12 protein-coding genes are annotated in these 13161 nt (G+C 65.4%); 6 read left to right on the top strand and 6 right to left on the bottom strand.

Annotation, left to right across the window (positions count from 1 at the left end; all coding sequences use genetic code 11):
• Nucleotides 1–123: 123 nt before the first annotated feature.
• From FA87_RS11235 to FA87_RS11225, 3 genes are read left to right on the top strand one after another with little or no spacing between them, the layout of a single operon-like run.
• A complete protein-coding gene (locus FA87_RS11235; RefSeq protein WP_043694616.1) occupies nucleotides 124–1377 on the top strand; it encodes a histidine kinase in 1254 nt (417 codons plus the stop codon).
• Nucleotides 1370–2137, top strand: coding sequence for a LytTR family DNA-binding domain-containing protein (locus FA87_RS11230; RefSeq protein WP_043694614.1), 768 nt, complete (start codon nucleotides 1370–1372; stop codon nucleotides 2135–2137). The genes FA87_RS11235 and FA87_RS11230 overlap by 8 nt, the downstream gene beginning before the upstream one ends.
• A 14-nt stretch (nucleotides 2138–2151) precedes the next feature.
• On the top strand, nucleotides 2152–2481 hold the full coding sequence (locus FA87_RS11225; protein WP_051943485.1) for a hypothetical protein: 330 nt from the start codon (nucleotides 2152–2154) through the stop codon (nucleotides 2479–2481).
• Nucleotides 2482–2573: 92 nt separating this feature from the next.
• On the opposite strand, the gene FA87_RS11220 is transcribed toward FA87_RS11225, so the two are convergent.
• Nucleotides 2574–4559 (bottom strand): CocE/NonD family hydrolase, encoded by a 1986-nt coding sequence (locus tag FA87_RS11220; protein WP_081996577.1) that lies wholly within the window; start codon nucleotides 4557–4559, stop codon nucleotides 2574–2576.
• A 155-nt stretch (nucleotides 4560–4714) separates the two neighbouring features.
• The gene (locus FA87_RS11215) at nucleotides 4715–5497 is read right to left on the bottom strand and encodes a class III extradiol ring-cleavage dioxygenase (RefSeq protein ID WP_043694611.1); all 783 of its coding nucleotides are present in this window, start codon (nucleotides 5495–5497) and stop codon (nucleotides 4715–4717) included.
• A 144-nt stretch (nucleotides 5498–5641) separates the two neighbouring features.
• On the opposite strand from FA87_RS11215, the gene FA87_RS11210 reads away from it, so the two are divergent.
• The gene (locus FA87_RS11210) at nucleotides 5642–6520 is read left to right on the top strand and encodes a LysR family transcriptional regulator (protein ID WP_239709069.1); all 879 of its coding nucleotides are present in this window, start codon (nucleotides 5642–5644) and stop codon (nucleotides 6518–6520) included.
• A 3-nt stretch (nucleotides 6521–6523) separates the two neighbouring features.
• On the opposite strand, the gene FA87_RS11205 is transcribed toward FA87_RS11210, so the two are convergent.
• A complete protein-coding gene (locus tag FA87_RS11205; protein ID WP_043694609.1) occupies nucleotides 6524–6742 on the bottom strand; it encodes a hypothetical protein in 219 nt (72 codons plus the stop codon).
• A 108-nt stretch (nucleotides 6743–6850) separates the two neighbouring features.
• Here FA87_RS11205 and FA87_RS11200 point away from each other — a divergent pair, with 108 nt between their 5' ends.
• Nucleotides 6851–7642 carry a hypothetical protein gene (locus FA87_RS11200; RefSeq protein WP_239709068.1) on the top strand — a complete coding sequence of 264 codons (792 nt, stop codon included), beginning with the start codon at nucleotides 6851–6853 and terminating at the stop codon, nucleotides 7640–7642.
• Nucleotides 7609–9204 carry a Na+/H+ antiporter gene (locus FA87_RS11195; RefSeq protein WP_043694606.1) on the top strand — a complete coding sequence of 532 codons (1596 nt, stop codon included), beginning with the start codon at nucleotides 7609–7611 and terminating at the stop codon, nucleotides 9202–9204. Before FA87_RS11200 ends, FA87_RS11195 begins: the two co-directional genes overlap by 34 nt.
• Nucleotides 9205–9411: 207 nt before the next feature.
• Here the strand turns inward: FA87_RS11195 and FA87_RS11190 are convergent, their stop codons facing one another.
• From FA87_RS11190 to FA87_RS11180, 3 genes are read right to left on the bottom strand one after another with little or no spacing between them, the layout of a single operon-like run.
• Entirely contained in the window at nucleotides 9412–10839 is a 1428-nt protein-coding gene (locus FA87_RS11190) for a c-type cytochrome (RefSeq protein ID WP_043694603.1), read from the bottom strand.
• On the bottom strand, nucleotides 10839–12425 hold the full coding sequence (locus FA87_RS11185) for a GMC family oxidoreductase (RefSeq protein WP_036112378.1): 1587 nt from the start codon (nucleotides 12423–12425) through the stop codon (nucleotides 10839–10841). Before FA87_RS11185 ends, FA87_RS11190 begins: the two co-directional genes overlap by 1 nt.
• 60 nt (nucleotides 12426–12485) lie before the next feature.
• Nucleotides 12486–13064: a sugar dehydrogenase complex small subunit gene (locus tag FA87_RS11180; RefSeq protein WP_052191320.1), complete on the bottom strand. Its 579-nt coding sequence runs from the start codon at nucleotides 13062–13064 to the stop codon at nucleotides 12486–12488.
• Nucleotides 13065–13161: the final 97 nt, after the last annotated feature.

Here is a 13161-nt window from a genome sequence, read left to right as displayed (position 1 = left end):
AAGGTCATGCTGCGGCGCGGGAACGGGGTTTCGTCGGCCCATGGCCGGTTTCGTCGGATCGGCCCTCATCGGGCGCCGGGACCGTCGTATGCTCGCCGCACTTTCAGGACGCGGGTGGCTGCGATGGCATGGGGCAGGAGTGTCAGATTTCTGGGGCGCATCGCGGTGGCGTGGGTCGCGGCATGGTGCGTCATGCTCGTGGTCTGGAACGCGCTTGGCTGGAACCATGGCGAGCTGCCGTGGATCTTTACCTTTCTGTGGTTCGTCGGTCTGCTGATCGCACTCGGAAGGGGCGTCACGCATCTCTACCGCGTGCGGACCATCGCCGGCCGTATCGATGCGGAGACTTTGTCGAACCGTCAGCGCCGTCGTGTCGAGGTACCTCATCCCGCCGACGAAGCCTACGCCCTTGTCGAGAGCGTGATGCGCGATCTGCCTGACGTCCACGAGGTCGCGGCGGCCCGCGGCGGCCTGCAGGTGCGCGCCGTCATTCGCGGACCGGAGCACGAGCGGCCACGTCTTCGTGGGCGCCAGATGCCCCGGCTGCCGATGGACGTCCAGACGCGCATCTCGGCGACCATCACGCCCGCCGACGGATCATGCAGCGTCATGTTCGTCTGTGAGCCGGATGCCGGTGCCTGGAGCGACTGGTTCAACCCCGACCGTGGCGCCTCGCTCGAGTACGTGGAAACCCTGGTGCGCGCCTTGACCCAGCGCCTGGCCGAACGTCGTAACCGGGAACGCGCCGACGTGCGCCAGACCACGATGGAGAAGGAACTGACCGCGGCGCAGCTGGGACTGCTGCAGGCGCAGGTCGAACCGCACTTCCTCTACAACACGTTGGCCAGTGCCCAGGAGCTCGTTCGTACCGACCCGGCACGCGCCGATCGCATGCTGGGCCATCTCATCGATTACCTGCGTCGCTCGCTTCCGCGCACCGATGGTTCGCTCTCGACGCTGGCGCAGGAGCTCGAACGTTCCACGGCGTGGCTGGAGATCATGAAGCTGCGCATGGGCGAGCGCCTCACCGTGCATGTCGATGTCCCGGCACCTATCGCGGATACGCCGATGCCGTCGATGATGCTGCAGACGCTGGTGGAAAACGCGATCAAGCACGGGCTCGAGCCGAAGCCCGGTGGCGGCGGCATCTGGATCCGCGCGACGCTGGATGGCCCCGCGCTGTCGCTCACCGTGGCCGACGATGGCGTCGGCTTCCGCAGCGAAGGCTCGGGCACCGGTATCGGGCTGAAGAATCTGCGTGAACGGCTGCGCCTGACCTACGGTGCCCTGGCCACGTTCGCTATCGGCAACAATTTTCCGCACGGCGTCGCGGCGACCATCGTGTTGCCGGCCCGGGGAGTGAACGACCGTGCCTAAGTGCATCGTGGCCGAAGACGAGAAGCTGCTCGCCGCCGCGCTTCAGCGTGAACTGGCACAGGCATGGCCGGATCTGGACATCGTGGCGGTCTGCGAAGATGGCGGCGAAGCGCTGGATGCCATCGCGACGCACCGTCCCGACGTCGCTTTTCTCGATATCCGTATGCCGGGTCTTACCGGCATGGAAGTCGCCGCGGCGGCGGCGGATGCCAGCCCGACGACGCTCGTCGTGTTCGTGACCGCGTATGACCAGTATGCCGTCGATGCCTTCGAACGTGGCGCGGTCGATTACCTGTTGAAACCGGTGGTGGCGGATCGACTGGTGCAGACCGTGAGGCGCCTGCGCAGCCGGCTCGCCGAAGCGGAGCGTCATTCACGCCGCACGGGCGATCTGGCAAAGGATCTGATCGGCCGTTTCGATGAGCCCACCGATGAGCCGCTGACCTGGATCACCGCAGGAGCGGGGAAGGCCACGCGTCTGATTCTCGTCGACGACGTGATCTATTTCCGCGCCGACAACAAATACACGCTGGTGGCCACCGCGGAGGGCGATGCCTTGCTTACCAGGCCGATCCGCGACCTGCTGCGTCAGCTGGATGCCAGGTCGTTCCGGCAAATCCACCGGTCCACGATCGTCAATCTCCGCCAGGTGGCATCGGTCGAGCGAGACGACAGCGGTAAAGGCTGTCTTCGCCTGCGCGGTCGTCCCGAAACGCTGAGCGTCAGTCAGCCCTTCATGGCCATCTTCCGGGCCATGTGACGAAGGAGAACGTCATGCGATGGTTCCTCGCCATTTTTTACTGCTTTCTGAATCTTGCCGGTTGCACGGACTCGCAGAACCGCGTCATGGTGGTGACCGCGAAGGAAAACGGCCACGTGAACCTGGACAGCCGAACGGAGGTGCGCATGGGACGCGCGCGTTTCGCCTGCGAAGCGAGCGATTCGGGGCAGTGTCATTACACGGTGTTCGACGGGGATAAGCCGCTGCGGAGCTTCGTGCTCGCGGTGCGCGAAGAGCGGCGGGTGGATGGCTTGCCCGGTGGATTTGCGCAGTGCGTGACCCGCGACGGGGCAAAGATGTCGCCGACCTGCAAGGCCATCTGAAATCGTAGGAGCGCGACACGCGCGCGATTGGACGTTTTGATCGTGCCCAATCGCCCGCGAGGCGCGCTCCTACGTGGATCGCGGCACGCTGGTTACCGCGGCACGACCGTGAACGTGATCTTCGACGGATGTGCCGCGTCGTGGTGCACCGCGTTATGCGCGATCACGCCGCTGGTCTCATCGAAGTTGTTCCCGCCCGTATTGAGGTTGCGGTCGAAGCGCGGGAAGTTGCTGCTCGAAATCGCCACACGCAGCTTGTGTCCCGGATAGAAGAAATTGCTGGTGTCGATCGGCTGGAACGTCACCTTGTACACCTCGCCATCCTTCATCCACACGGGCGGCTTGTCGTAGCCCTCGCGGTAACGCATGCGCTGGATGTTTTCGGTCAGGTTGAAGGCCTTGCCGTCGGTGCCGACGTCCATCACCTTGAAGGTGAAGTCGGTATCTTTCGCATCGGACGACACATACAGCGTCACGGTGATCGGACCGCTGACTTCCGTGCCTTCCTCGAAGGGCTCGGAGTCGTAGACGAGGATGTCGTTACGCGTAAGCTGCGGGTTCTGGTCGAACGAGCCGAACTTCACGGCATTGCCCTGGCAGCAACCGCCACCGCCCAGTGTCGTCACCGGGTTCATCGGATCGTAAAGGAAGTGGTCCGGCTGATCGGTGCCTCCCGCCGCCGTGACCAGCTTGCCGTCGCCGTAAAGCGTGTTGGCCTTGCCTCCGCTGGTAAAGAACAGATCTCGCGTGGTCGCGTTCGCCGGCGGCCACATGGTCGCGTTGTGCCACTTGTTCTCGCCCATGACGTAGTACATGACCTTGGGCTGCTTATCGACGACGGGGCTGTCGACGCCCTTGAGGAACTTGTCGAACCAGCCATAGACCAGGCTGTCGTAATCGAAGCGCGCATCGCCGACGTCGAGGTCGCCGATCATGGTGTGCTCGGTCGCGCGGCTGAATGCGCAATGCAGCACCGGCGCGATCACCGCGTACTGCTCGTCCGCGATCTCCTTCGGCGCCGTGGCACGCACGTGGTTGTACGCGGCCAGGTTGGGCGACACGGACACGTCGAACCAGCTCATGAACCACAGGCCCGGCTTGTTGATCTTCATGTTCTCGTGCCACAGACCGCCCTTGTACCAGGCGGGACTGTTGGGCGTGCGCGCGATCATGTTGCCGCCGGTCGGCACGTCCATCACATCGGCGAAGATGCCCTTCGGGCCGTCGACCGCCTTGAGGATGTCTTTTTCCGGCAGGTGCCAGAACGCCTGGTCCCAGTCCACCGGCGGCATCTGCGGGTCGAGGTCGAAGGCCTTCGATGCACGGATCAGATCGGCCTGCGAGGTGTTCGCCGGGAACATCGGGCGCACCTGGTTCTGCTCACCGTAGATCCAGGCCTGGAACAGCATCTGCACCGCACCGCCGCGGTACCAGTTGCCCTGCTCGTAGTAGGGGCCGACGCGACCGACGCCCGCACCGAAGCCCTGGACGTTGAACGTGGCCAGACCTGGCTCGTTCTCGGCCACCACGGCCATCTGCCATTCCGCGGTGGACGAGCAGCCCGTGGTGCCGACCTTGCCGTTGGACCACGGCTGCGAGGTCATCCAGCGCACGGCGTCGACGCCGTCACTGAGCGGCGCGCCGAGGATGTCGTAATTGCCTTCGGAGAAGTAGTGGCCACGCTCGTTCATGTCGACATACGCGTAGCCGCGCTTCACGGCGGCGAGCTGACGCGTCATGTCGCGCGGCGCGCCGAGCTTCACGTCCCAGAAATTGAAGTTGTAGGGAGTGCGGACGAAGATCGTCGGCACCTTACCGGTCGCGTTCTTCGGACGATAGACGTCCGCCGCCATGCGCTTGCCGTCGCGCATCTTCACCATCACCTTGCGGTCGACGACGGCGATGTCCTCGAGCTGCTGCTCGGTCTCGATGCGCTTGGCGATGGTCGCCTTCTGTTCCGGCGTGAGCGTCGTCTGCTGTGCGGCAACAGGGGCCGCGATCAGAGCCAGACAGCAGGACGCCAGGCCGACCGACAGCGCGGTCCTGACAGAGTGGAGGGCAGGGCGCGGGGTTCGCATCGGGCGAAGCCTATTTCAGGGACGGTTCATCGAGTCTGACAAAACGGTCCGGTCAGAACAATGCATGACTTCCGGCAGGGGGCGGTCTGCCATCCAGACGTCCGCTGCCGGCGATCGCACGAAGCGACCGACATCGACGAGTGTGTCCAGTCCGGTTACGTCGCGGCGCTCCATGCATACGAATCCATCGACAGTACGCCGTAGGTCATTCCGCCGTGCAGCACCTCGAACCGGTCGGCCTCGTCGCTGGCGCCGAAAGCCACGAGCAAGGGCAGATAATGTTCTTCCGTCGGATGCGCGCGCTCGGCGGACGGAGCGATCCGCCGATAGTCTTCGAGTGCACCCGCATCGCGCGCGACGAGGCGTTTGCTCGTCCAGTCCGCGAAGGCCTGAGCATACGGCGCGACATCTGCCGTCATGCGGATGTCGTAGAGATTATGCGTGAGGCTGCCCGAGCCGACGATCAGCACGCCGCGATCGCGCAGGGGACGCAGCGCACGACCCAGCGCGAGCGCACCGGCAGCGTCGAGGTCGTACGGCATGGCGAGCTGGAAGACGGGCAGCGTGGCGGCGGGCAACAGGAAGCGCAGCGGCGACCAGGCACCGTGATCCCGCGGGCGCGTCGCATCGGCGTGCACCGTATAGCCTGCCTCTTGCAGCAGCAGGGCCGTCTCCCTCGCGACGTCGGGCGCGCCCGGAGCCGGGTATTGCATGCGATACAGCGCCTCGGGGAAACCGCGGAAGTCGTGCAACGTGGCCGGCCGCTCACCGGTCATCACGGTCAGGCCCTGGGCCTGCCAGTGGGGCGAGACGACGAGTACCGCACGGATATCGATCAGGCCGGCGCCAAAGCGTTGCAGTGCGGGCCCGAGCAGACCGGGATCGAGTGCGAACGTGGGCGCGCCGTGGGAGATGAAGATAACGGGAGTGGTGGACATGGCAGGCGGTTCCTCTGCGGATGTCGTCACGATATTGGTTCCTCCGGCGCGGATAAACGGCGTTTTGAACGACCCAGTGTTGCGCTTTATGAGACACTCCGGATGTCACGGCATACGGGGTAGGACGTGGACAAGGTCCAGGAAATGAGCAGCTTCGTGGCGGTCGTCGATGCCGGGAGCTTCGTGGGCGCGGCTCAGGCCACCGGCTTCACCAAGGCCGCCATCTCGCGCCATGTCGCCGACCTCGAAAAACGGCTGGAGGTGCGGTTGCTCCACCGGACCACCCGGCGGCTGTCGCTGAGCGAGGAGGGGCGTCTTTTCTACGCAAGGGCGCGCGAGCTGCTGGCCGGGATCGCCGAGGCGGAGTCGGAGCTTACCGCCCGGCATGGCGAGGCCAGTGGCCTGCTTCGCATCACGGCACCGCTGACTTTCGGTGTGCTGCATCTTGCGCCATTGTGGGCGCGGTTCGCGCAGGCGCATCCCAAGGTGTCGCTGGACATCACGTTGTCGGATCGCGTGGTCGATCTGGTCGAGGAAGGCTACGATCTTGCCGTTCGCATCTCCACGCTGGCCAGCTCGACCCTGGTCAGTCGCACGCTGGGGACCACGCGGATGATCCTGTGCGCGTCTCCCGCTTACCTCGCCGCCCACGGCGCGCCCGGGCGTGTCGCCGACCTGGCCCGTCACGCCGTACTCGGCTACAGCTACTGGCCGGATGACTGGCAGTTCGTGCACGAGGGGGCGGTGGAGCGCGTCACGGTGCGCCCGGTGATTCGAAGCAATAACGGCGATACCTGCCGTATTGCGGCATTGGCCGGTCAGGGCATCACGTTGCAGCCGGACTTCATCGTGGGACACGACGTGCGCGCGGGGCGCTTGCACGAGGTGTTGCCGGGGCACGCCGCGGGCGTCATCGGCATCCACGCCGTGTATCCGTCGCGCAAGCACCTGCCGGTGAAGGTGCGTCGACTGGTCGACTTTCTCGCCGAGTCCTTCAAGGACGTGGACTGGAGCGCTGGCTGAAGCTCAGGCTTCCGGAGCCGGGATGCCGTGCCGGTGCAGCATGTCGGCAATCTCCGCGCTGACCCAGTCGAAGTGCTCGTCGCCGGCGGCTTCGAGCACGGCGTTCGACTGCATCGCGAACTCCGGCCAGAAAGCGTCGCGGTCGGGGTTGTCGCGCAAGCCGATGGTCACCTCGCTGTCGAGGCGTTCGAGCATCTGGCGGAGTTCATCGCGGTTCGTCATGGATGGAGCGTACCCCCACGATGTGTCTGCCGCATGTAAAGGAGGGGGTTGACCTCGAGCGCGCTTGAGGTTGTTCAATGGGTGTCTCGCACATCGCAGGAGACCCCCATGCGCATCACCCGGATCACCCTTCCTTCCGTCGATGTCGGTGCCTGTGTGGCCTTTTATCGCGACGTCATGCAGCTCCCTGTCGAAGGGCGGCTCGTGCGGGTCGGCTGGACGACCCTCGAGATCGTGCCTGCGACGGCCGATACGGGCTCGGTCCATCTGGCGTTCAACGTATCGCCTCGCCGCTTCGAAGCCGCCTTTTCCTGGCTGCGCGAGCGAGCCCTGCTGCTGCGGGATCCTATGGACGAGGAGCGTTTCCGGCTGGGCGGTGCCTGGCGGTCGGATTCGGTCTACTTCGCCGGGCCGCATGACGCGGTGCTCGAGCTGATCGCGCGGGACGCGCTGGCGGACACCTTCGACGACGCCTATGAGGACGGTGTCGATGGCCCGTTCCACGGCATGGAGATCGCCTGCGTCAGCGAAGTGGGCCTGCCCACGGACGATGTGCCCGCGCTTGTGCGGGACATGGTGACGCGATTCCGCATCGCACCGTTCGGCGAGTCGTCCGACCTGTTCGCCCCTCTGGGCGATCACGAGGGCCTGTTGATCCTCGTCGACCGTGACCGCCGCTGGTTCCCCGACCTGCGTCGCGTGCCCGGCGCACTGGGCCTGCATGTCACGCTGGAAGGCGCGATGCCAACCGGCCACTTCGCCGATGCCAACGGCTGGTTGCTGACCGCGCGGATGGCCAAGACCGATGGCCGGTCACCTCGACTATCCTTGCCACAAGCGGTACGTCCCGCCGCGTCGGCCTCACCATGTCATCGACAGAAACGTTCAAATTCGTCCTGATCCTTCTGGTCGCGATCGTCGCGCTCGAGCTCATCGCGCGACGTCTTCGCCTGCCTACCGCGGCGGCGTTGCTGGCCGGTGGCATCGGCATCGCCTTCCTGCCTGGCATACCGGCGGTGAGCTTCGATCCCGAGCTGGTGCTGATCGTTTTCCTGCCGCCGCTGCTGATGGACGGAGCGTTCTATACGGTCTGGTCGGACTTCCGCCGCTACCTCGGCGGCATCCTCTGGCTGGCGGTGGGGGCGGTCGTGTTCACCACCTTCGCCGTCGGTGTCACGGTGCATGCCGTGTTGCCGTCGCTGCCATGGGCGGCATGTTTCGCACTCGGCGCCGTCGTTTCGCCGCCGGATGCTGTCGCCGCGAAAGCGGTGCTGGGCAAGGTGAAGCTGCCGCGTCGGCCGATGGTGTTGCTGGAAGGCGAGAGCCTCCTCAACGACGCGACCGGGCTGGTGCTTTTCCGCTTCGCGGTAGCCGCCGCCCTGACCGGTGCCTTCAGCGCTCAGGGCGCGGTGATTAGCTTCGCCGGCCTGGCGCTGGGTGGCATCGCGGTGGGTGCGCTGATCGGTGCGGTCGTCGTCCTGGTGCTGCGCCGGATGGATCAGGTATTTCTCGCCATCACCGCGTCATGCCTCTCGCCATGGGCCGCGTACATCGGCGGTGAGGCCGTGCACGTGTCCGGCGTGATGGCGGTGGTGACGACCGGCATCATTTTCGGCTGGTACCAGCACGAGGTGTTCTCGGCGAACATCCGCGTCCGTGCGACGACCTTCTGGGCGGTGATGATCTTCCTGCTTGAGGCGCTGGTCTTCATCCTGATCGGCTTCTCGCTGCGCGGTGTGGTGGAGCGGCTGGGTGGCCTTGGCGATGCGCTGCAGGCGCTGGGCCTTCCCATCCTCGCGGTGGTGGCCGCCGTGATTCTTTCCCGGTTTGTCTGGGTGTATGCCACGGACTATCTGCGTCGGCCGCTCGCACATCTGATCGGACGTGGAGCCGCGCCGCCGTCGCCACGTGAATCGTTTTTGCTGAGCTGGGCGGGGATGCGTGGGGTGGTGACGCTGGCCATCGCACTGTCGTTGCCTGAGGAAATGCCCGGGCGCGACCTGACCCTGGCCGCTGCGTTCGCGGTGATTCTCGTCACCGTGGTGTTGCAGGGCGGCACGATGGGGCCGGTGATTCGCTGGCTCGGCCTGGACCGTGTGGTGCATGTCGACATGGCGCATCTGACCGAAGGGCAGGCAGGTGCGTTGATCGATGCCGCGCAGCTCGAGGCGGTGAAGGCGCGTGCCTATGGCGCGGATGGATCGTTGATTCATCCGCGTCTGCTGGAGCAGTACACGTACCGCGCGACGATCGCTGAGCGGTTCGCTGCCGCGCCGCAGGACTTTACCGGCGGTAGGGAATCACATTATGACGTGATCCTGGCGGCGATCGCGGCGGGGCGCGTGGAGCTGCTGAAGCTGCATCGGGCGGGGCGGATTCATGACGATCTGCTGCATTATCTGGAGCGGGATCTGGATCTGCAGGAGATCGCTGCGGAGAATGATCGGCAGAGTCCGGTGTGAATCCTCGGACGAGGTGCTACCAGGTCATTTCGGAAGATGTTGGCAGGGAGTCGTCGGCTGCCGTGCCTGGAGCGCTTCCGCACGAAGGCGAAGGCCGTAGGAGGACTTAGCGACAGGCATGGCAGCCGACGGCTCCCTCGCCCCGAGTCCACAAAAAAAGGGCGCCGCATCACTGCGGCACCCCTCAAACACCACATCACCAAAAAATCAGCGACGTGACTTACGCTTCCGACGCCGGACCAGAAACACAACCAGCCAAAGCACCAGGACAGCGACAACCACACCCGCCACCATCAGGTACGGCGTCAGCTTAAGCAGCAACGGCTTCGGCCCACCCGCACGGATCGTCGCGACATCCTCGGCCGTCGCGTGAACCGCCGGATTGCCGAAGTGCTCTTCCACATAGTTGACGACCGCAGCCACCTGCGCATCCGTCATGTCGTACTCGAACGCCGGCATCGACACATGCATGTCGGCACCCTGACGGTCGAGGCCATGAAGCACCGCCATGATCAGGTTGTCCGGACGCGACAGACCTACCGCACGGTTGTGGCTCAGCGACGGGAAATACTGATTCTCCGTCCCCTTGCCGCTCGGCTGATGGCAGCTGGCGCACGCGCCGCTGTAGAGCGCGGCACCGTCCACGGTGTCATGCACGCCGCGCACATCCGGTCCGGTGGCGGCATCCCCACGCAGCGGCTCCAGCGTCGTCGTCGGGGGCAGGGCGCTGCCACCTTCGTATGCATACGAAGCTTTGGTGTCCGCCGGATCGCGGATCGGCCTGACCGTCTTCAGGTAGGTCGCCATCGACTTGATGTCGTCGTCTGACAGGAAGCGCAGGCTCTGCTCCACGGCTTCCGCCATGCCGCCCCCGGCCTGGCCCTTGCCGTGCACGTGACCGTTCTTGAGATACGCCGCCAGTTCGTCTTCCGACCAGCCGCCGATGCCGCTGACCGGATCGGAGGTGATGTTCGGGGCGAACCAACCGTCGATCGTGGCACCACCGAGGTACGCGTCCTGGCGTTCCGCCATGAGCAGGTTACGCGGCGAGTGGCACGAGCTGCAGTGACCCAGCACGTCGACAAGATAACGACCGCGTTCGGTGCCCGTGGCGTCGATGGCCGCGGGCTTGTGCAGGAACATCAGGTTCCAGCCGGCCATCGTCCAGCGCATGCTGTACGGGAAGGCGAGGCGGGTTTCCTTCACCTTGTTGTCCACCGGCGCCACGCCCTGCATGAAGTACACATACAGCGCGTGCATGTCGGCATCGGTGATGCCCGCATATGCCGTATATGGCATGGCGGGGTAGAGGTGGTCGCCTTTTGCGTTGATGCCCTCGCGTACCGCTCGGGCGAACTGCGCCTCACTGTAGCCACCGATACCATCGTCTTTCGACGGCGTGATGTTGGATGCGTAGATGTTGCCCATCGGCGAACCGATGCCGCGACCGCCGGCGAACGGCTTGTCCGGCGACGAGGTATGGCAGGCGGCGCAGTCGGCCGCGATGGCGACGCCTTTGCCACGGGCGATCAGCGCGTCGTTGTCGTCCTGGGCAAGTGACGGCGCGGAGACGGCGACGGCGCCGACCAGGACGGCAGCTCGCAGCAGGCCGCGAAACAGGGAATTCGTGGCCATCAGATTTCCTTGTGAATCGTGTCGGCGATGCGGATCGACAGCGCGACGCCGGTGAGCGTCGGGTTGATCACACCGGAGGCGGGAATCACGCCGGTGGTGGCCAGGAACAGGTTGTCGTGGTCGAAGGTGCGGCATTCGCCGTTGACGACGGAATCCTTCGCATCCGAACCCATGATCACCGTACCCATGATGTGGTCGCGGTTCTGCCAGCCGCTCTCGTCTTCGACGATCTCGGCGTTGAACAGCTTGGCGAACCGGGCATAGTCCTCCTTGGCGATGACCTTGCCGGCCTTCGCGTAGTCGTCCACGTCGTAATTCACGCGCAGCATCGGGATGCCGAGGGCATCCTTCTTGTCGCTCGGCGTGACACGGTTGGCCGGGTTCGGCAGCATCTCGAAGACGGTACCGACGTCGATCCAGCGCGACGCGTCGTGACGGATGCGCTCGTCCAGTTCGGGGCCGATCACGCCCTTCTTCAGCAGCCGCTCGGTGACCACGCGGTTCGGTACGGCGTTCGACATCGAGTGCTTGACCGCCGAGTGACGCTTGCGGAAGTCGCCATCGCGCCAGTTGAAGATGCCACCTTGCTGCACGGCGCCACGTCCCGGCCACAGGGGCTGGTCGCCGATCATCAACAGACCGATGCCGGTGTGGTCCATGAGGTTGCGGCCGACCTGGTCGGACGAGTTGGCGACGTCGGACATCAGCAGCAGCTTGGCCGTTTCCAGACCGTGCGCGGCCACGATGAAGTACTTCGCGGTCAGACGCGCGTCGGTGCCGTCCGGCTTGCGGTAATGCACGGCGACGATCTTGCCGCCCGCGCCTTTCTCGAGCTTGTACGCCGTGGATTCGGTGAGCAGCTTCGTACCCGCGCGCTCGGCGTGCGTGGCATGCATGTCCCCGCTGTACATCGCGCCGATGGGGCAGACCGGCATGCAGTTGTTGTTGCCGCAGCACGCGGGACGGCCGTCGTACGGCTTGGTCACGCGGCCATTGGGCTCATGGATGTAGTGGTAACCCGCGGGACCCAGGCGCTTGTTGAGCTCCTGATTCATGTAGGTCGTCGCGTCCGGCGGCAGCGGGTACGGCTTGGAACGCGGCGGCCATGCCTTGCCGCCCTGGCCGCTCTGGTCTTCCTCGCCGTTGCCGGCCACGCCCAGCGCTTCTTCAGCGCGCTGGTAGTAGGGCTCGAGCTCTTCATAGCCTATGGGCCAGTCACGACCGACGCCATAGAGCGTCTTCAGCTTCATGTCGTTGGGCAGGTAACGCCAGCAGGCGGCCGCCCAGTGCCACGTCGTGCCGCCGACCAGCTTCAGCATGCCCGGCCGGAATTCGAACGAGCCGGTGTTCTCGATATAGTCCGGCTCGAACGTGGTGTGTGCCCACGGTTCGTTCGGATACGGATCGTTGAAGTTGGACTTGCGCGACGAACTGCGGAAATTCTCGAGGATCTTCCAGCGCGGAATGCGCGAGCCGGCTTCCAACATGATGACCGAGTGGCCCTGTCTGGACAGCTCATAGGCAGCGTTGCTGCCGAGCGCGCCCGAGCCGATGACGACGACGTCGGCGTCGTATTGCGTGTTCATGGTATGTCCTGCGTGTGCGTGGGGGCGCAAGCGCCCGTACGTGGCGCCGTGTTCGCGCGGTCAGTCCGTCGCGATGCTGGCCGGGGCGGCCGACCAGTAGTCGGTACCGGCGCGGGCATAGGTCGGGATCACCGTCACGTCGATCGTGGGCTTGAACATCAGGGCCCCCGTGTACGTGATGAACTGCGTACCGTCGTCCTTGCCGGTGCCCTTGGGCTCGCCGGTGTAACCGAGGTACCAGCCGCTGACGATGGACACGGCAAGCGCCTTGAGGGCGGGGTCGGCGTCGACGGCGGAGCCCTTGAACTTGTGCATGTCGTCGATGCCGGCGGCATCCATGGCGCGGATGAGCGCGGTCACCTGCGGACCGAAGTTGCGGTCACCGGCGGCCAGCGCGGCGAACAGCCGTGCGGAGACGTCGGCGGGAAGCTCGGGATGGCCGGTAAGGCGGCGACCCAGGGTCAGGAACGCGTCGAGTTCGGCGGGGCTGGCCTGAGCGGGCGACTGGCCATAGGCCATCCGGGTCCAGGGGAGCAGGGCGCCTGCGGCGGCGATCATGCCCGCGGAGATCAGCAGCCGGCGGCGGCCGGTGTTGATCGGCGGAACGGCACGGGGATCGGACCCGTGGATATCTGACATCGGACTGCTTCCTCTTGCGATGGCGGGAGAAGCGAAGCGTCGACAGATGCGGAGCGCATTGTCAGCCGAACGCATCGGCCATCACGGGGAGCTGGAG

It is taken from the genome of Luteibacter sp. 9133, from assembly GCF_000800155.1.
Lineage (GTDB): Bacteria > Pseudomonadota > Gammaproteobacteria > Xanthomonadales > Rhodanobacteraceae > Luteibacter > Luteibacter mycovicinus.
The sequence above is the reverse complement of the archived record's forward strand: the minus strand, read 5'-3'. Positions and strand labels throughout refer to the sequence as shown.